The sequence below is a fragment of the Flaviramulus aquimarinus genome (assembly GCF_039543205.1).
GTDB lineage: Bacteria > Bacteroidota > Bacteroidia > Flavobacteriales > Flavobacteriaceae > Flaviramulus_B > Flaviramulus_B aquimarinus.
This window is the reverse complement of sequence record NZ_BAABJH010000001.1, coordinates 696,969-716,947: the sequence shown is the minus strand read 5'-3', so window position 1 is coordinate 716,947 and position 19,979 is coordinate 696,969. Positions and strand designations below refer to the sequence as shown.

The following is a 19,979-nucleotide window of genomic DNA, read 5'->3' as shown; positions in this document are numbered from 1 at the left end:
AAATACAAAACCTTAAAAGTTACTTCGCGAAAGTTTTCATAATAAAAAAGCCTTCAGAAAACTGAAGGCTTTAAATATTTTATTTGGAATGGATTATAGTTTAGAAAACATTTTTTCCATTTTTGCTTTTTGTTCTTCTGCTAAAGCAGCATCCACTAGAATACGTCCACTATGCTCATCTGTAATCACTTTTTTACGAGAAGCAATTTCTACTTGTACTTGTGGTGGAATTGTAAAGAAAGATCCTCCAGAAGCACCTCTTTCAATCGGTACAACGGCTAAACCATTTTTTACATTGGTTCTAATTCTGGTGTAAGCAGCAACTAAACGCTCTTCAATCTGTGTTTTATAATCTTCAGATTTACCAATTAAAGCTTGTTCTTCTTTTTCAGTTTCTGCTAAAATAGCATCTAACTCACTTTTCTTGTGTTTTAAGTGATTTTCACGCTCTTTTAAACGATCTTTAGTTTCAGAAATCACTTCTTTTTTCTGCTCTATTTGTACTTTGAATTCTTTAATATGCTTTTCAGCTAATTCAATTTCTAATTCTTGAAACTCAACTTCTTTGGTAAGCGAATTAAATTCTCTGTTATTTCTAACATTTTTTTGTTGCTCGCTATACTTTTTTATTAAAGCTTTAGATTCTTCAATTAAATTCTTTTTTCCAGTAATATCATTGTCTATTACTTCTAGGTTAGAAACAAGTTTTTCTAATCTAATGTTTAATCCAGCAACTTCATCTTCTAAGTCACGAACTTCTAAAGGAAGTTCTCCACGAACATTTCTTATTTCATCTATACGAGAATCGATGAGTTGTAAATCGTATAAAGCTCTTAAGCGCTCTTCAACAGTTACTTCTTTCTTTTTAGCCATACTTTAAAAATACTTAACAGGATTGGTGTTTATCTTTGATAAAATGATTGCAAAATTAGTAATTTTTTTTGTAAGATGTGCTACTAAACCATTTTTTGTGAACTGCTCGCTTTCATAATGCCCAATATCAGCTAAAAGAATGCTGTTTTCGGCTGTAAAAAAGTCATGATATTTTAAGTCGGCAGTTATAAAAGCATCAGCACCAGACTGTTTAGCGGCTTGTATAGCAAAACTACCTGAACCTCCTAGAACTGCTACTTTTTTAATTTTTTTGTTTAAAAATGCTGAATGCCTGATGCATTTTGTGTGCATTGTAGCTTTTATATGGGTTAGGAAATTAGATTCATCCATAGGGGCTTCTAATTCACCAACCATGCCCATACCGATATTCTGATTTTTATTTTCCAAAGTTGTTATTTCATAAGCAACTTCTTCGTAAGAATGTGTTTTGAAAAGAGTTTGAAGTAATTGTGACTCTAAATGTTTTACATAAGTAACTGTTATTTTAGTTTCTTCTTCGGTATGAATATTGCCTTTTTGACCTTTTGTTGGATTGGATGCATCATTGCCTTTAAAGGTTCCATAACCTTCTACATTAAAACTGCAATCTGAATAATTTCCAATATGTCCAGCACCAATTTCAAACAACGCTGTTCTTAATTGTTCTGCTTCATTTTTAGGAACATAGGTGCTTAGTTTTTTTATGGTTTCGCTTTGTGGAATTAAAATGCGTTTGTTTTTTAGATTCAGCTGATTGCAAATCATATCATTTACACCTTGTATGGCATTATCTAAAGCGGTGTGCATGCTGTAAATAGCAATATCATGTTTTATGGCTTTCATGACAACACGTTCTACATAATTTTTGCCAGTTAGCTTTTTTAAGCCTTTAAAAATAATGGGATGGAAGCTTACTATAAGGTTGCATTTTTCTGAAATAGCTTCATCTACAACAGCTTCTAGGGTATCTAAAGTGACTAATACACCTGTTAATTTTGTGTTTTTATTACCGACTAAAAGGCCAACATTGTCAAAATCCTCAGCGTAAGCTAAAGGCGCAAGTTCTTCTAAATGGTTTATGACGTCTTGAACGACCATATTATTTTTTGCTATAGGTTATAAAACAAATATAAATATTATATTTTCGTTGTGATGAAACATACATAATTAAAAATTTAATCGTTCATTTTAAAGTTTAAATGTATGTTGGATATGACTGTTAAGAAACAATCAACATGACCAGATGAAAATTTTACGATACATATTGTTTCCAATTGTTCCTATATATTATTTAGTAACTTGGTTACGGAATAAATTATATGATTTAGGTATTAAAAAGTCTGTTTCTTATAATTTCCCAGTGATTTGTGTTGGGAATTTAAGTGTTGGTGGAACGGGAAAAACCCCTATGATAGAGTATTTGATTAATTTTTTAAAGGAGGATTTTAAGGTTGCAACATTAAGTAGAGGGTATAAAAGAAAGACTAAAGGTTTTCAGTGGGCTAATGAAAAGTCTACTGCTGAATCTATTGGTGATGAACCGTTTCAGTTTTATAATAAATATGAAAGAGATATTCTTGTGGCTGTTGATGTTGATAGGCAAAATGGTATTAAGCGTATAAGAGGTATTGAAAACCCTCCGCAAGTCATTTTACTTGATGATGCCTTTCAGCATAGAAAAGTAAAGGCGGGTTTTAATATAGTATTGACAACTTATGCTAATCCGTATTTTAAGGATATGGTTTTACCAACTGGAAATTTAAGAGAGCCTAGAAGTGGTATAAAACGCGCCGATATTATTATAGTTACTAAATGCCCTGAAGTATTAAGCGAATCTAATAAAGCAACTATTTTGAATAGCATGGCTCCTAAGCCTTATCAGCATGTTTTTTTTAGTTCGATAGCTTATGCCAACACCTTGATTTCAGTACATTCTACTTTGAAGATTGAAGATTTAAAAACGTTTACTTTAGTTACGGGTATTGCAAATGCAAAACCTTTGGTTGATTTTTTAGAAGCTAAGCAGTTGGATTTTGAACATTTGAATTTTAAGGATCATCATGAGTTTTCTCAACAAGACTTTGATGGGTTAAATAAAAAGGAACTTATAGTTACTACTGAAAAAGATTTTATGCGATTAAAACAGTTTGAATCGTTACAACATAAGTTGTTTTATTTGCCTATAACGGTTAAGATTAATGACAAATCAAAAATCAATAAACTTATTAAGAAGTTTGTTAAGCACTCGTAGATGTATCACTTTTACTTGCTAAAGCATTGTAAAGTTTTTTCTCAAACTCTTCTTGTTTAAATGGTTTTGGTATAATATCGGTAAAACCAGCTTCTTCAAACTCATGCATTTTATCTTCGATGGTTACTGCTGTTAATGCAAATATGGTTAATTCTTTATCAAATGACCTAACACGTTTAGTAGCTTCCATACCACTTATTCCTGGCATATGAATATCCATAAGAATAATGTTATAGTCATTGGCTTTAATCATTTCAACGGCTTCTTCTCCATTATCAACAATATCACATTTAAGCTCCATTTTAGTTAAAATCTTTTTGGTAATCATTTGGTTGATTTTATTATCCTCTACCACTAAAATTTTAACTTTTGTTAAATCTAGGTCGCTAGCATTGCCATCAAAATAAGTAACTTTATTTTCTTTGGCTTCTTTAACTGTAGTATGTTCAAGTGGAATTTCAAAATAGAACGTTGTTCCTTTTTCTAATTCACTTTTTACATAAATTTGACCTTTTAAAATATCTATTAATCCTTTTACAATAGATAACCCTAAGCCTGTACCACCATATTTGCGATTAATTTGAATTGAGCCTTGAGAAAAACTTTCAAACATATTGTCTTGTTTTTCTTGGCTAATACCAATACCGTTATCTTCTACTTCAAAACGAAGGGTGTATATTTTATCTTTTTCTTCAATTTTATATACTCGAATCCAAATATCACCGTCTTTAGTAAACTTAATAGAGTTTCCAATTAAGTTAATTAAGATTTGAGAAATTTTTAATTGATCGGCAATAAAGTTTTCAGATAAATCTTTATCGTATTCGAAATGAATTTTTATGTTGTTGTCTTGAGCTGAGTTGTTTAAGGCTAAAACAATATTATTTATTTTCTTTTTTAGGTTGAAAGATTCTGGTTCGATATCAACTTTATTGGCTTCAATTTTATTTATTTGAAGAATATCATTGATAAAAGTTAATAAATAATCACCAGAAAACTTTAATGATTTTAAGTGCTGAATTTGCTCTGGTTTTGGGTTTTCATCTAACAGCATATTGCTTAAACCAGTAACAGCATACAAAGGTGTTCGTAATTCGTGGGTAACAGTAGACAGGAAATTAGCTTTGGTTTTTGAAGCTAATTCTGCTTTTTCTTTTGCAATAATAAGTTCTCCATTTTTTTTATGGAGCATATTGTTTGTTTTTAATCTAATATTATTGTTTTTGTAAAGCGATAAGGTTAAAAGTGATAAAATGGTTATTAAAGCAACACTTAATATAGATATTAATGTATTTAGGTTTTTATCGTCTTTAGCTTTTTCTAATTCTTGTACAACTTCTTTATTTTTCTCAATTTCTTCGCTTAGTAAGTACTGTGTTTCTTGGTCCTTAGTTGAATTTATTCGAGTTAAGTTTCTAATAGAATCCGAAAGGTTAAGGTGTAAATCCAAATAATCTCTGGAAGATTTAAAGTTTTCGGCATCTTTATATAATCCGCTAATAACAAAATAGCCTTGATTAAGAATGCTTGTAAATTTATTATTTTTGGCTATTTGTATACCTTCATTAGCAATAACCAAAGCTTTTTCATTATTGCCTAATTGGCTATATATAATGGCTTGATTGATTAATGCTTCACTTTGTATTATAAGGTAATCTTCTTTTTTTGCTATGGCTAAAGATTGTTCAACGATATCTCTGGCTTTTCTATAATTTTTTAGCTCTTCGTAAGTTTTAGCTTCACATAATAATGTTTCTGCTAATTCTTTGTTTAGTCCTTCTTCTTCAAATTTAGATTTTGCTGCAGTATAAGAGTCTAAGGCAGAATAATAATCTTTTTTTGCCAAATAGACATCTCCAAATGTTTTATATGAAGCTCCTAAATTTGTATTATCATTAATAATACGTTGGACTTCGATAGCTTTGTTTAAAGATTTTATAGCTTTATCTTCTTCTTCAATTATAAGTTGTAATCTGCCTTTTATGGTATAAATAAGACCTATGCTTTTTTTGTTGCCTGATTTTTCAGCTAACTCTAAGGCTTCATCCAGATTTTTTTGAGCTTTATAATAGTTATAGTTCTCTAACTCGGTTTGCGATTGTGCAATACGGTAGTTAATATTATTTTGCACTATTTCAGGGTCATCATCGATAGATTTCTGCGATGATACACTGAGGCTAAATAGTATAGCTATAATATATATGTAGTATTTAATTTGGGACATTATAATTAATATTATCGACAAATATAATTATTTTATCGACAAAAGACACTTTTTTTCCGATAAATTACATAATAAGTCAATGATTCTTTTAGAATATCCAGTTTCATTGTCATACCAGCCTATTATTTTTACCATATTTCCTATTACTGACGTCATTTTTGAGTCAAAAATACACGAATGGTAATTTCCAACGATGTCAATAGAGACTATTGGATCTTCAGTATATTCTAAAATACCAGCATAATGGTTTTCAGAAGCTTCTTTAAAAGCTTTGTTTATATCTTCTATAGAAACGGTTTGTTTGACATTAAACGTAATATCGGTTAGGGATCCGTTAATTACTGGTACTCTAATCCCGCAACCACCAATAACTTCTGCTAGTTCTGGAAATATTTTAGTTAGTGCTTTAGCGGCTCCTGTTGTTGTTGGAACTATAGATTGGCTTGCTGCTCTAGATCGACGTAAATCTCGGTGTGGTTGATCGTGTAAACTTTGGTCAGTAGTATAAGAATGCACGGTTGTAATATAAGCTTGATTGATACCACATAGTTTATTTATGATGTCTATCATTGGTGCTGCATTATTCGTTGTACATGAAGCATTGGATATTATGGTTTCAGTACCATCAACAGTATTATCATTTACACCTAAAACAATGGTTTTAATATCGTCTTCAATAGGAGGGACACTTAAAATAACTTGTTTTGCACCATTTTTTATATGATACTCTAAATCTGAACTTATTTTAAACTTTCCAGAAGCTTCAATAACAAAATCAATATTAAAAGGGTTCCAATTAATGTCTTTAGGGTGTTTTTTATTTAATAATGGAATTTTATTGTCATTAACCATAATATGATGGTTGTCATCATTTGATATTTGTCCATTAAATAAACCGTGAACACTATCGTATTTTAATAAATGACTGAGGGTCTTTGCATCTGCCAAGTCGTTGATTGCAACTACATGTATATTTTTATACTCTTGAAGTAATCTAAAAACACGTCGGCCTATTCTTCCAAAACCGTTGATAGCAACATTAATCATCACTAATTTATATGCTTTTGTGCTTTGTAAGAGGATCTTACTAATGCACTGCTTTCAACATGACGGAACCCTAATTCTAAACCAATACCTTCATATTCTTTAAACTGGTCTGGCGTTATAAATTGTTTAACGGGTAAGTGTTTTTTACTTGGTTGAAGGTATTGACCAATGGTAACGACATCAACATCATTGGCTTTTAAGTCATGAAGCGTAGCAATAACCTCGTCTCTGGTTTCGCCTAAACCTAGCATAATTCCAGATTTTGTGCGACGTTGCCCTTGCTGTTTTAAATATTTTAAAACGCCCATACTTCTATCGTACTGCGCTTGTATTCTAACTTCGCGTGTTAAACGACGAACGGTTTCAATATTGTGTGATACGACTTCTGGTGCAACATCAATAATTCTGTCTATATGTTTTTCAATACCCTGAAAGTCAGGAATAAGTGTTTCAAGTGTGGTTTCCGGATTCATTCTTCTAACTGCTTTAACCGTTTCGGACCACATAATGCTACCCATGTCTTTTAAATCATCTCGATCTACACTTGTTAAAACGGCATGCTTAATTTGCATGATTTTAATAGAACGCGCTACTTTTTCTGGTTCATCCCAATCTACGGTTTCTGGGCGTCCCGTTTTTACACCACAAAAGCCACATGAGCGTGTGCAAATATTACCTAAAATCATAAATGTAGCGGTGCCTTCACCCCAACATTCACCCATATTAGGACAACTTCCCGAAGTGCATATGGTATTAAGTTTGTATTTGTCAACTAAACCTCTAAGTTCTGTGTATTTTTTTCCTGTTGGAAGTTTAACTCGAAGCCATTTTGGTTTTGCTTGACGTTCTGGTAATATATTTGAAGCAGTTTTAGTGTTCATGTCTCTAAAAAATAGATTACAAAGATACAAAGTATTCTTTTAAATTATCTTAAAATGTAGTGAGATACCAGATGCTAAACCCTATTAAAAATATAATTCCCAAAAGACTTAGAATGTGTAATGATTTAGAGGGGTGCCATGCTTTTGGTGTGTGTTTGCTGGAAATTAATTTATAGTTTATAATAGCATAAAAAGGTGCGGTAATAAACGATAAAATAGTGGCTATTTTAATAAGTAAACCCATTTCAGAAGCAAATAGAAAGAAAATACAAATGGTTCCAAAAACTAGAAATAACATCCATAATAAATAACCGCGTTTGTTCGCTTTATCAAATATTAATATTGTAGCTCTGTCCATTGCCCTAGGTAGCGCATCTAAGGTTGTTAGTGTTGTACTAAACATAGTTGTGAATGCTGCTATACCAATAATAATATAAGCCCAATGACCTAAACTATTGGTGTACATATCAATCAATTGATTGGCAAAAACACTAGCTTTATTACTAAATGTATTACCTGTTGGGTGCATTACAAGAGCACCTAAAAGTAGAAAACCAATACCTATAATGATTGTACTTAAATAACCAATATTGAAATCGAATAATGTCGTTTTAGGCGTTAAACCTTTTGTGTCTTTTTTCTTTTCTAAAGTCCAAAGCGAATGAATTATCGAAATATCTAAAGGTGCTGGCATCCAACCCATAAAGGCAATTAAAAATGTGATTTCTATTGCGTTTTTTGGCAATATTTGGATAAAAGATAATGGCTCTGAAGAATTAAATAGTGCAACGCTAACAGCGGCAATTGTGCTAATGGTTAAGGTTATAATAATAACCTTCATTAAACGATCTAATAGTTTGTATTTCCCAATCATAAGGAGGCAAAAACATATAGTAAGTATGATAATTGTCCAAAATTCTATACTAATAAAGTTGCCAAATAGAGAAGAAGCTATACCTGCAGTTACAATGGTTACTGCGGTTTGAATAGTAAACATGGAGGCGAAATTCAAAATATAATACACCAATAAAACGCCTTTTCCTAATTTTTTATAGCCATCTAGTAAACTCTCTCCCGTAGCCGCCGCATACCTTGGACCAAATTGGAAAAATGGATATTTAAATAGGTTCACCAAAAGCAATGCCCAAAGCAAGCCCAAACCAAAATCGGCACCGGCTCTTGTAGATTGTACTAAATGTGATACACCAATTGCTGCTCCGGCAAATAATAATCCTGGACCTAGGTTTTTAAGTTTAGCAATCATTTATTTTCCTTGAATAATTTCAGTCAATAGTTTTTTTGCACGCAAAAGTTTAACCTTTACATTATTCATAGGTTCTTTAAGCTCTTTTGAAATTTCTTTATAACTCAATTCTTGAAAATAGCGTAAATTTATAACTTCCTGATAATGAGGTTTTAGTTTTTTAATGTCGCGAAGTAATTTTGCTAAATGCTGTTCGGTAATGAGTTTGTCTTCTGGTGAAGGCGATTCATCTAAGACTTGAAAAACTTCATGATCATTTTTTGAAATCACTTGGTAAATAGAATTTTTTTCTTTTCTCAATAAATCAATATGAATATTTTTAGAAATGGCAATTAACCAGGTTTTAAAATTATATTGATTATCAAAACTTTCAATTTTATCAAATGCTTTGGAGAAGGTTTGAATCGTAATATCTTCCGCATCATTTTCATTTTGAGTGCGTTTTAACTGAAACCCATAAACATCATCCCAGAAGATATTTAATAAATAATTAAATGCCTTCTGGTCATTCATTTTTGCGCGCTTAATAGCTTCCTCTATTTCCAATGGTTAGGTTTTGAAATAAGATTGTTTATAAATATAGTTAATTGTGCAATAACTAGAAAAATTTCTAAAAAAGGAAGGTATATTAATAAGTCAGATTCATTTAGTTTCTTTGATGAAAGTCCTAATATGATATATTGTAAAATAATTCGAAATAAAAATAAACTTAAGATTATTTGCCAATTATAATTTGATATGAGAAGAACTATAGCTAAAAACCAAAAAAGAATATTGGAAATAAATAATAGTGCTAATAGCGATTTATGTTTTAATTTATAATGCTTAGCTGTTGAAACATGGCGTCTTTTTTGTTTAAACCAATCCTTAAAAGTTGTTTTTGAAATGGACTCGGTAAAACTTTTCTTTGAAAAGCATATGGTGGTATTTTGATGCGTTGCTACCTGGTTAACAAATAAATCATCATCACCAGAGCGTACCTTTATGTGGTTTATATAGCCATTGGCATTGAAAAACTCTTTTTTTGTGTATGCTAAATTACGACCGACACCCATATAAGGAATCCCTGATTTTGCAAACGAAAAATAATGGACAGCTGTTATTAAGGTTTCAAAGCGAATGAGTTTATTTAAAAAGGATTTTTCAATTTTTGAATAACCACCATAACCCAAAACAATAGAATTTTTATTGGAAAAATGTGAACTCATTTCCTTTATCCAATATTTTGAAACAGGTTTGCAATCGGCATCTGTGAATAACAGAAAGGCGTTTTTTGTAGCTTTTATGCCTAAAGTCAAAGCGTATTTTTTATTTCCCCAAAAAGCCTCAATACCTTTAACATTAACTATTTTTATGTTTTTATGTTGTTTTTCAAAATGGTGCATGACTTCTAAGGTATTATCATGCGAAGCATCATTAATTAAAACGATTTCAAAATCAGGATAATCTTGACTAATAATTGATGGTAAAAATGTTTTTAGGTTTTCAGATTCATTTTTGGCACAAACAATAACAGATATGGCAATATTTTTTGAAGCTGGTTTTTTGGGTTTAAGAAAAGCAAAACTTCCGAATAAAAAAATATAAAAAAAAGCTTGAATAATAACTACAACAATAAATGCGCAGAAAACAAAATCAAGAAACACCATAAAGTATTATGAATGTTGAGGTTCGTTACAATCGCTAAATTGGTCGGGTGTTTTACCACAAAAGCCACAAGACTCACCATCTTGATTTAACATGGGGTTCTGACTTGCACAAGTACCAGCAAATTTTCCATCTTTTTTTGCCCAAATTTTAATGGCAATACCTGCAATTCCTAATCCTAATAAAATGATGGTTATTAATAGAAGTTTCATTCGTATTCGAAATAATTTTTAACAAAGATAATGCTTTTGGATAAGAAATTTTATAAGAAATCAAACTGAAATGAATGTGACTATTTTGTCTTTTAGTGTCTTATTATTAATTATTTGTACATTTAAATTACTAACCAATTAAAATTATTTAATTATGAAAAAATTATTCGCAGAATTTTTTGGAACTTTTTGGCTTGTTTTTGGAGGCTGTGGTAGCGCTGTGTTTGCAGCAGGTTATCCAGATTTAGGGATTGGCTTTGTAGGTGTTGCTTTAGCTTTTGGTCTTACGGTGTTAACTATGGCATATGCTGTTGGTCATATTTCTGGAGGTCATTTTAATCCAGCGGTATCATTAGGTTTATGGGCTGGTGGAAAGTTTGAAGCTAAAGACTTAGTAGGTTATATTGTTGCTCAACTAATAGGTGCTATTGCTGCTGCAGGAGCATTATATTTGATATTGACTAATAAATCTGATTTTGTTACTATAGGTGGTTTTGCTGCTAATGGGTATGGTGATTTATCTCCAGACGGTTATTCTATGACTGCGGCTTTAATTACAGAATTTTTATTAACTATGTTTTTCTTATTAATTATTTTAGGAAGTATTAATTCTAGAGCACCCAAAGGATTTGCACCTATTGCCATTGGTTTAGGCTTAACTTTAATTCACCTAATAAGTATTCCAATAACCAATACCTCCGTTAATCCTGCACGTTCTACAAGTCAGGCATTATTTGCTGGGGGAGAATTTACTGGGCAGCTCTGGTTGTTCTGGGTTGCTCCAATTGCTGGTGCTATTCTTGCTGGTTTTATCCACAAAGCTTTATTTGATAAAGAATAATAATTTTATAAAAATCTATTATAACTAAAGACGCCTCATTTTATTAATAAAATGAGGCGCTTTTTATGATGTATTAATTTTATTGTAAATTAATTTGCGCTACAGAGTTTTCTACTGAGGCAATAGTATTGCCACCTTTAGGTTCTATGGTGATTTTAAGGGCTAATGCATTTTCTGCATAAGGCATAGACATGAGTTTTCTATCAGCCTCGTTTAATATACCCAGGTTAACCATTTTATCCTGTAACTCTGCCCATATTTGGTAGCATTGTTCTTCTGGTAACTCAGGTAAAGACACAACATCAATCATAGATGTTTTTTCTTTAGGGTTAATGTAGGCAACCGTTTTTAGATCTTTCGCTCTATCATTTCCTGTAATGATATATTTTTCAGTTTCAGGGTTATTAAGCTTTAAAAGTTGCCTCATTACTTTATCAAGCATTTTATTGTTTTGCTCAATATCACCTCGTAAATCAAAAAGCTCATCAACTACAATTTGATTTTCATTAGAGAGCTGTTGGTTTTGATTATAGAATAAATAGGCTGTTCCTGCAAAAATTAAGGCAGCCACACTTGCAGCTACACTAAATTTATACCATTTTTTATATTTGTACGATGTATTTAAATTAACAACAGGTTTGTCGTCAAGTTCATCCAAAATATTATTTAAAATATTTTCGGGAGCTTCAACAGCATTATGCTTCGCAACCACCTCTAAATTAAATTGTAAAGTATTGTAAGCGTTTTGTACTTCTGGGTATTTTGAAACATAAGACTCTACCATTTCTGTTTCACTAGAAGTGGTTTCACCTAACAGATATTTTTCTAATAGGCCAGAATTTAAAAAAGTAGTTATTTTATCATTCATGACGTTGTTTAATTATGGATTGTAAATTTTTTTCAATTCGCGCAATCCAATTTTTAATCTCGATTTTATTGTTCCTAACGGAATATCAAGCTCATCACTGGCTTCTTGTTGGGTCATGCCTTCAAAAAAGAGTGCGTTTATAACGATTTGATATTTGTGCTCCAAAGTGCTTAGATGTTTTTTTATATCTAATACATCCTGGTTTAATTCGTTGGAACTTACTTTATATACGGTAGAAGTTTCCATTTGGACTTCATTGTTGTTTTTGCTTTTTTGCGATCTAACTTTATCTATGGCAGTGTTGTAAGCAATTCTGTATAACCATGTGAATAATTTTGCTTTGTTAGAATCGTACTTTTTTGAGTATCTCCAAATTTTAACAAAGGTTTCTTGAAGTACGTCTTGGGCGGTATCTTCATCAGAAATTACTTTTTTTATGACACCAAATAATGAATCAGCATAGTTTTCATAGAGTAAACTAATGGCCTTTTTGTCACCATGTTGTAATAAGGAAACTATTTCTTTTTCTATAGCTGAAATCAAGATAGGTTAATTTTAGTCTGTTTTATAACGCCAAAGTTAGAAATTTCTTTTAGAACTCATTTCAACTTTTTATTTTTAACCGAAAATGAGTTCTAATCTATAAGATATTGACTTCGGCTTCAATAGAAATTCCAAAAAGGCGTTGAATTGTTTTTTGGATTAATTTTGAAAGTTTTAGGATGTCGGAGCCTTTGGCGTTTCCATAATTTACAAGTACCAATGCTTGGTTTTTATGGACACCATAATCGCCAAATCGTTTGCCTTTAAATCCAGCTTTTTCAATGAGCCAACCTGCGGGTACTTTTACATCATTATCAGAAACGGGATAGCTAGGTATGTCTTTAAAGTTTTTTGTTAACTTATTGAAATGTGTTTTAGAAATCACGGGATTTTTAAAAAAACTACCACTATTACCTATCTCTTTTGGATTTGGTAATTTGCTTTCTCGAATAGCTATAACAGCTTTGGATATATCTTGAATGGTTGCATTAGTAATTTGCATGAACTCTAATTGTGAAGCAATAGTACCATAATTAATGTTTAATTTATGGTTTCGCTTCGTGAGTTTAAAAACCACACTAGTAATTATAAATTGACCTTTAGCGTATTGCTTAAAAATAGAATTTCTATAACCAAAATTACAATCCGTTTTGGTGAAAGATTGTAATATGTTTGTTTTTAATGAAATGGCTTCGCAAGATTCAAAAGTATCTTTAAGTTCAACACCATAAGCGCCAATATTCTGAATAGGTGCAGTACCTACATTTCCAGGGATTAAGGATAAGTTTTCAACACCACCAAAATCATTATCAATACACCAAAGCACGAAGTCATGCCAGTTTTCACCAGCATGGGCTTTTACAAAAACAAAGTCTTCATTTTCTAAAAGAAGGTCAATACCTTTTAGGTTAATGTGAATAACCAAACCATCAAAATCTTTGGTAAGCAACATATTGCTACCGCCACCTAATATTAATTTGTCAGGATAATCTTGTAATGATAAAACTTGTTTTAAACAATCAATACTTTCTACCGAAACAAAGAATTTCGCTTTCGCATCAATACCAAAAGTATTAAAAGGTTTTAAGGATATGTTCTTTTTAATCTGCACTAGTCTTTATAAACTTTTAAGGCTTCTTTTAAAATATTTACTGCCTTTATTAGGCTCTCTTTTTTAAGTACGTATGCAATTCTAATTTGGTTTAAACCAACGCCCGGTGTTGAATAGAACCCGGCAGCTGGAGCTACCATAATAGTTTTACCATCAATATCGAAATTTTCTAGAAGCCATTTTGCAAAATTATCAGAATTTTTAATAGGTAATTCGGCAATACAATAAAACGCACCTTTTGGCTTTGCAACCTTTATACCTTCTATTTTTTGTAATTCTGTAACTAAGGTGTTTCTGCGTTCTACATATTCTTTAACGACATCATCAAAATAACTTTGTGGTGTTTCTAAAGCGGCTTCACTAGCTATTTGTGCTAGGGTAGGTGGACTTAAACGTGCTTGGGCAAATTTTAAGACGGTATCAATAACAGTTTTGTTTTTTGAAACTAAACACCCAACTCTTGCGCCACACATGCTGTAACGTTTCGATACAGAGTCAACAACGATGGCGTGGTTTTCCAATCCGTTTTCCTGCATTATAGAATAATGTGTGTGGTTATCGTAAACAAATTCACGATAAACTTCATCAGAAATTAAAAATAAATCATACTTTTTTACAATAGCAGCAAGTTTTTGTATTTCTTCTTTTGAGTATAAATATCCTGTTGGGTTTCCTGGGTTACAAATCAAAATCGCCTTGGTTTTTGGTGTAATTAGTTTTTCAAATTCCTCGATAGGCGGTAAAGCAAAATTATCTTCTATTTTAGAAATTACTGGAACCACTTTTACTCCAGATGCTATTGAAAATCCATTATAGTTTGCATAAAACGGTTCAGGAATAATAATTTCATCATCAACATCCATAACACTTCCAAAGGCAAAAAGAAGCGCTTCACTGCCTCCTGTTGTCACAACAATATCGTTATGTGTAACATTAATATAGTGTTTGGAATAATATTTACAGATTTTTTGTCTGTAAGTTTCAGAGCCTTCAGATCTTGAATATGCTAAAACATCAATATCACTATTCTTAACAGCATCAATAGCTGTTTTTGGTGTTTTAATATCTGGTTGTCCAATATTTAAGTAGTAAATAGATTTACCATCTTTCACAGCTTGTTCTGCAAACGGTACTAATTTACGTATGGGCGATTGAGGCATTAATTGGCCCTTTTTTGATATTGATGGCATTTTTAGTTATTTATCTACAAAGTTGAGAAAATTATCTTAAAGTTTTTTTAAAAAACAACTATTAAAAATTATACTACTCTAAAGATTTGTAAATTGATGATGGTAAAAATTATCTGCGTTTAAATGAAAAACTGTTTAGTCTTTATAGTGTTATTGTTTTGTTTAAATAATTTGGGTTTCTCTCAAAACAAATTTGTAATTCAAAATAAGAAACAGTCAGATAAAATTAAGTTTAAGCTCATAAACAATTTGGTAGTCATTCCTGTCGAAATAAATGGAGTTACTTTATCTTTTATATTAGACACAGGTGTTAGTAAACCTATTATTTTTAATTTTTTAAATGTTTCTGACACTTTAAAAATAAAGGACACAGAAACGATTTTTTTAAGAGGTTTGGGTGAAGGCGAATCTGTTGAAGCTTTAAAATCTAGTAATAATATTTTTAGAATTGGAGACGCTTTAAAGTTAAATCAAGATTTGTATGCCGTTTTTAATAACAAATTAAATTTTGCTTCTAAATTGGGAATTCCTGTTCATGGTATTATTGGCTTTGATTTGTTTAGGGATTTCATTGTAGAAATAAATTACTCAACGGGGTATTTAAAATTAACAAACCCAGAGAGATTTAAATATAAAGTATGTAAAAAATGTGAGCGTTTTAATTTAGAGTTTTACAATGGAAAACCATACATTAATGCAGAAGTTAAGATAGAAGACAAAATAATTCCTGTTAAATTATTGATTGATTCTGGTGGTAGCGATGCCTTGTGGTTATTTGAAAATAAGTCCTTAGGCATAACATCCAGTAATGCTTATTTTGTTGATTTCCTTGGTCATGGGCTTAATGGAAGTGTTTATGGTAAACGCTCTAAAGTGAATTCATTTTTTTTGAAAAGTTTTACGCTTAAGAATGCTAATGTTGCATTTCCAGATTCAACTTCTATATCATTAGCTAAACAGATTAAAAATCGTAATGGCAGCTTATCAGGTAATATTTTAAAACGATTCGATGTTATTTTTGATTATCAAAAGGCATTGGTGACTTTCAAAAAAAACAGACACTTTAAAGAAAAATTTAGTCATAACAAAAGTGGTATTGAATTAGAGCACGATGGTGTAAGGCTGGTAAAAGAAGTAGATAAAAATACTTTAAAAGGAAATACTGTTTTTGAAGAAGATGATGCTCAGAATAACAACAATAGAATTGTTATTAATACACAATATAAAATATCATTAAAACCAGCTTATGCCATTGTTGAATTACGTGAAGATTCTCCAGCACAAAAAGCAGGTTTACTTATAGGAGATATTGTTATTAGCGTAAACAATAAACAAGTCCATGAGTATTCATTACAACAAATCATGCAAATGTTTTACGATGATGCGGGTAAGAGAATTAGATTAAAAGTCGATAGAAATGGCAAGCTTTTAACATTTCAATTTTTTCTACAAAAGTTATTTTAAAAAAAAAGGCTTAAACATGATGTTATGTTTAAGCCTGAAAATTGTTTAGTAATGCCTTTTATTGTTGTACGATACTTTTATTTTTTTTTTCAAGTACACTTATTTTACTAGGGTCGATAACTTCACCTTTAATTTTTAAAGCAACAGTTGGTGTTTCAGCATTAGAAATTACAGTAATTGTTTTTCTAATTGGATTTACTCTATTGGTGTCATATTTCACTTCAATTTCTCCAGTCTTTCCGGGTAAAATTGGAGCTTCTGGTTTTTTAGGAATAGTACATCCACAACTAGAAGATACTTTGGAGATTATAAGAGGCTCATCACCAGTATTCGTGAATTCAAAAACTCGAACACCGTCAGACCCTTTATCTATAGTTCCATAATCGATAGTATCAGATTTAAACTCAATTTTAGCTTGAGCGTTAATAGAAAAACTGATTAATCCGATAAATAAAATTGTAATTAATTGTTTCATGGGTTTATTTTTTATTGTTTTTATCCGTTTTTTAACATCCTTAACAATACAGGATATTCATGTTAATTTGATTCAAATCTTAGTCAAACATACTTACTTTTCCTATAATCTGCAAAAATAATAGACGTAATGCAGGCATGTTAACATATTTAACTGGGTTAAAGGTATGTACAACCTTTCGGTAATTTTGTTTAAAAACTGTTAAATAAGTGATAATCATTATTTGACTAGCTTTTACCTGATTATGTTTGTTTTTTCAATTGTTACATTTAGTTTGCATAAATAACAAAATTTTTAGTTATGCTCATTTCACAGCAAAAGAAATATAAGTACTTTTGCCTATCATTATTCAAAAACTATTCCAAAGTATGCAAATCCCATCAAAATACGATGCAAGCCAGGTAGAAAGTAAGTGGTATGAGTACTGGATGAAAAATAATTATTTTCATTCAGAACCTGATGAAAGAGAACCTTACACAATAGTGATTCCTCCGCCAAATGTTACAGGAGTATTGCACATGGGGCATATGCTTAACAATACCATTCAAGATGTTCTTATTCGTCGTGCACGGTTATTGGGAAAAAATGCATGTTGGGTGCCCGGTACAGATCATGCATCTATTGCTACCGAAGCCAAAGTAGTTGCTAAATTAAAGGAACAAGGCATTGATAAAAATGATTTATCTCGTGAGGAATTTTTAACACATGCCTGGGATTGGACGCATGAATATGGTGGAGTAATTCTAGAGCAACTCAAAAAACTAGGTTGTTCATGTGATTGGGAAAGAACCAAATTCACAATGGATGATGATATGAGTGAAGCGGTTATTAAAGTTTTTGTCGATTTATATGAAAAGGGCATGATTTATCGAGGGTACCGTATGGTAAATTGGGATCCTGAGGCTAAAACAACATTGTCTGATGAAGAAGTTATATATGAAGAACGCCAAGGGAGTCTGTATTATTTACAATATAAAATAGAAGGTAGTGATGATACGCTAACAATAGCCACGACACGACCTGAAACTATTTTTGGAGATACTGCCATTTGTATTAATCCTAATGATGAACGATTTGCACATTTACGTGGTAAAAAAGCCATTGTGCCTATTTGTAATCGTATTATTCCTATTATAGAAGATGATTATGTCGATATGGAATTTGGTACGGGGTGTTTAAAAGTAACACCTGCACATGATGAAAATGATAAAAATCTAGGAGACAAGCATAAATTAGAAGTTATTGATATCTTTCATGAAGATGCGTCTTTAAATAGTTTTGGGTTACATTATGAAGGTAAAGACCGTTTTGTAGTTAGAAAGGAGATTACCAAAGAATTGGAGCAAAATGGCCTTTTAATTAAAACCGAAACCCATATTAATAAAGTAGGAACTTCAGAACGTACAAAAGCCGTTATAGAACCACGTTTAAGTGATCAGTGGTTTTTAAAAATGGAAGATTTGGTAAAACCAGCCATTACCTCAGTGTTAGAAGATAAGGATATTAAATTGTTCCCTAAAAAGTTTGAAAACACTTATAGGCACTGGATGGAGAATATTCGTGATTGGAATATTTCACGTCAATTAATGTGGGGACAGCAAATTCCTGCCTATTTTTATGGAGATGGAAAAGAAGATTTTGTAGTTGCTGAAAATATTGAAAAAGCTTTAGAAAAAGCAAAACAAAAAACAAACAACCAGCAACTAACGACCAATAATCTAACACAAGACAAAGATGCGCTTGATACTTGGTTTTCCTCATGGTTATGGCCAATGAGTGTATTTGATGGTATTAGAAACCCAGAAAATAAAGACATTAAATATTATTACCCAACTAATGATTTAGTTACGGGTCCGGATATTTTATTCTTTTGGGTAGCTCGTATGATTATAGCAGGTTACGAGTATAAAGACGAGAAACCGTTTAATAATGTCTACTTCACAGGTTTGGTGCGCGATAAGCAACGTCGAAAGATGAGTAAATCCTTAGGGAACTCACCAGATGCTTTAAAACTTATTGATGACTACAGTGCCGATGGTGTTCGTGTTGGATTATTGTTAAGTTCAGCAGCTGGAAACGATTTAATGTTTGATGAAGCCCTTTGTCAACAAGGAAAAGGCTTTGGAAACAAAATTTGGAATGCCTTCCGTTTGGTTAAAGGTTGGGATATAGATGAAAGCATACCGCAACCAGAGACTGCAAAAGTTGGCTTAGAGTGGTACGAAGCTAAGTTTCAAAAAGTATTAGTAGAAATCGAAGATCATTTTAGTAAATACAGATTAAGCGATGCATTAATGACTATCTATAAGTTAATTATGGACGATTTCTCATCATGGTTATTGGAAATTATAAAACCAGCATATCAAAAACCAATAGATGCAAAAACCTATAAAGCAGTTATTGAAGCTTTTGAGAATAATTTAAAAATTCTGCATCCATTTATGCCTTTTTTGTCTGAAGACATTTGGCAGTATATTTCCGAAAGAACCCCAGAAGACGCTTTAATTATAGCTAAATGGCCAGAAACAAAACCAATAAATGAAACTTTAATTTCAGAATTTGAATTTGCCACAGAAGTAATTTCTGGAATTAGAAATATAAGAAAACAAAAGAATATTGCATTTAAAAATACCATAGGTTTTTCAGTAATAAACAATGAAAATACTAACACAACTTTTGATGGTGTTATTGCTAAATTGGGCAACCTTGAAAGTATAGGAAACACAACTGAAGCTATTGAAGGCGCATTGACTTTTAGAGTAAAATCCAATGAGTATTTTATCCCAATGGCAGGTAGTATTGATGTGGAAGCAGAAATTAAAAAACTAACCGAAGAGTTACGTTATACAGAAGGTTTCTTGAAATCGGTACAAAAAAAATTATCAAATGAGCGTTTTGTTGCTGGAGCTCCAGAAATGGTTGTGGCAAGCGAAAAGAAAAAAGAAGCTGACGCTTTGGCTAAGATTGAAACTTTAAAAACAAGTTTAGCAAATCTGAATTAGTTTTTCTGAGCAAGTCACGGATTTTAATTATAAATTAGGTGTACATTAGCACTTTTAATTAGAAGGAGATATAATACATTATGTTT

General features: G+C 31.4%; 18 protein-coding genes. 4 read left to right on the top strand and 14 right to left on the bottom strand.

Going from position 1 to position 19,979, the window contains the following annotated elements; genetic code table 11:
• Positions 1-93: 93 nt before the first annotated feature.
• Positions 94-873, bottom strand: coding sequence for a zinc ribbon domain-containing protein (locus ABD941_RS03235; RefSeq protein WP_345272604.1), 780 nt, complete (start codon positions 871-873; stop codon positions 94-96).
• A gap of 3 nt (positions 874-876) precedes the next feature.
• Positions 877-1,971 carry a Nif3-like dinuclear metal center hexameric protein gene (locus ABD941_RS03230; protein ID WP_345272602.1) on the bottom strand — a complete coding sequence of 365 codons (1,095 nt, stop codon included), beginning with the start codon at positions 1,969-1,971 and terminating at the stop codon, positions 877-879.
• A 145-nt stretch (positions 1,972-2,116) separates the two neighbouring features.
• Here ABD941_RS03230 and lpxK point away from each other — a divergent pair, with 145 nt between their 5' ends.
• On the top strand, positions 2,117-3,124 hold the full coding sequence (gene lpxK / locus ABD941_RS03225) for a tetraacyldisaccharide 4'-kinase (protein ID WP_345272601.1): 1,008 nt from the start codon (positions 2,117-2,119) through the stop codon (positions 3,122-3,124).
• On the opposite strand, the gene ABD941_RS03220 is transcribed toward lpxK, so the two are convergent.
• The 7 genes from ABD941_RS03220 to ABD941_RS03190 are packed head-to-tail and all read right to left on the bottom strand — an operon-like array spanning position 3,111 to position 10,399.
• A complete protein-coding gene (locus ABD941_RS03220) occupies positions 3,111-5,348 on the bottom strand; it encodes an ATP-binding protein (protein ID WP_345272600.1) in 2,238 nt (745 codons plus the stop codon). The genes lpxK and ABD941_RS03220 overlap by 14 nt on opposite strands.
• 27 nt (positions 5,349-5,375) lie before the next feature.
• A complete protein-coding gene (gap, locus tag ABD941_RS03215; RefSeq protein ID WP_345273660.1) occupies positions 5,376-6,395 on the bottom strand; it encodes a type I glyceraldehyde-3-phosphate dehydrogenase in 1,020 nt (339 codons plus the stop codon).
• Positions 6,396-6,397: 2 nt separating this feature from the next.
• Positions 6,398-7,276: a lipoyl synthase gene (gene lipA, locus ABD941_RS03210; protein ID WP_345272598.1), complete on the bottom strand. Its 879-nt coding sequence runs from the start codon at positions 7,274-7,276 to the stop codon at positions 6,398-6,400.
• A gap of 49 nt (positions 7,277-7,325) precedes the next feature.
• A complete protein-coding gene (locus ABD941_RS03205) occupies positions 7,326-8,540 on the bottom strand; it encodes an Nramp family divalent metal transporter (protein ID WP_345272597.1) in 1,215 nt (404 codons plus the stop codon).
• The gene (locus tag ABD941_RS03200; protein ID WP_345272596.1) at positions 8,541-9,086 is read right to left on the bottom strand and encodes an RNA polymerase sigma factor; all 546 of its coding nucleotides are present in this window, start codon (positions 9,084-9,086) and stop codon (positions 8,541-8,543) included.
• Complete coding sequence (locus ABD941_RS03195; protein WP_345272595.1) at positions 9,077-10,189, bottom strand: glycosyltransferase; 1,113 nt, start codon at positions 10,187-10,189, stop codon at positions 9,077-9,079. Before ABD941_RS03195 ends, ABD941_RS03200 begins: the two co-directional genes overlap by 10 nt.
• Positions 10,190-10,195: 6 nt before the next feature.
• The gene (locus ABD941_RS03190; protein ID WP_345272594.1) at positions 10,196-10,399 is read right to left on the bottom strand and encodes a membrane or secreted protein; all 204 of its coding nucleotides are present in this window, start codon (positions 10,397-10,399) and stop codon (positions 10,196-10,198) included.
• A 154-nt stretch (positions 10,400-10,553) separates the two neighbouring features.
• Between ABD941_RS03190 and aqpZ the strand changes: the two genes are divergently transcribed.
• On the top strand, positions 10,554-11,240 hold the full coding sequence (aqpZ, locus tag ABD941_RS03185; RefSeq protein ID WP_345272593.1) for an aquaporin Z: 687 nt from the start codon (positions 10,554-10,556) through the stop codon (positions 11,238-11,240).
• 79 nt (positions 11,241-11,319) lie between these two features.
• Here the strand turns inward: aqpZ and ABD941_RS03180 are convergent, their stop codons facing one another.
• From ABD941_RS03180 to ABD941_RS03165, 4 genes are all read right to left on the bottom strand, one after another.
• A complete protein-coding gene (locus ABD941_RS03180; RefSeq protein ID WP_345272592.1) occupies positions 11,320-12,108 on the bottom strand; it encodes an anti-sigma factor domain-containing protein in 789 nt (262 codons plus the stop codon).
• Positions 12,109-12,120: 12 nt separating this feature from the next.
• Positions 12,121-12,651 (bottom strand): RNA polymerase sigma factor, encoded by a 531-nt coding sequence (locus ABD941_RS03175; protein WP_345272590.1) that lies wholly within the window; start codon positions 12,649-12,651, stop codon positions 12,121-12,123.
• Between the two features lie 97 nt (positions 12,652-12,748).
• On the bottom strand, positions 12,749-13,762 hold the full coding sequence (gene murB, locus ABD941_RS03170; RefSeq protein ID WP_345272589.1) for a UDP-N-acetylmuramate dehydrogenase: 1,014 nt from the start codon (positions 13,760-13,762) through the stop codon (positions 12,749-12,751).
• The gene (locus ABD941_RS03165) at positions 13,762-14,952 is read right to left on the bottom strand and encodes a pyridoxal phosphate-dependent aminotransferase (protein WP_345272588.1); all 1,191 of its coding nucleotides are present in this window, start codon (positions 14,950-14,952) and stop codon (positions 13,762-13,764) included. The genes murB and ABD941_RS03165 overlap by 1 nt, the downstream gene beginning before the upstream one ends.
• A gap of 123 nt (positions 14,953-15,075) precedes the next feature.
• Here ABD941_RS03165 and ABD941_RS03160 point away from each other — a divergent pair, with 123 nt between their 5' ends.
• On the top strand, positions 15,076-16,416 hold the full coding sequence (locus ABD941_RS03160; RefSeq protein ID WP_345272587.1) for an aspartyl protease family protein: 1,341 nt from the start codon (positions 15,076-15,078) through the stop codon (positions 16,414-16,416).
• A gap of 58 nt (positions 16,417-16,474) precedes the next feature.
• Here the strand turns inward: ABD941_RS03160 and ABD941_RS03155 are convergent, their stop codons facing one another.
• Positions 16,475-16,891 (bottom strand): DUF1573 domain-containing protein, encoded by a 417-nt coding sequence (locus ABD941_RS03155; protein ID WP_345272586.1) that lies wholly within the window; start codon positions 16,889-16,891, stop codon positions 16,475-16,477.
• 368 nt (positions 16,892-17,259) lie between these two features.
• Here ABD941_RS03155 and ABD941_RS03150 point away from each other — a divergent pair, with 368 nt between their 5' ends.
• The gene (locus ABD941_RS03150) at positions 17,260-19,893 is read left to right on the top strand and encodes a valine--tRNA ligase (RefSeq protein WP_345272585.1); all 2,634 of its coding nucleotides are present in this window, start codon (positions 17,260-17,262) and stop codon (positions 19,891-19,893) included.
• Positions 19,894-19,979: the final 86 nt, after the last annotated feature.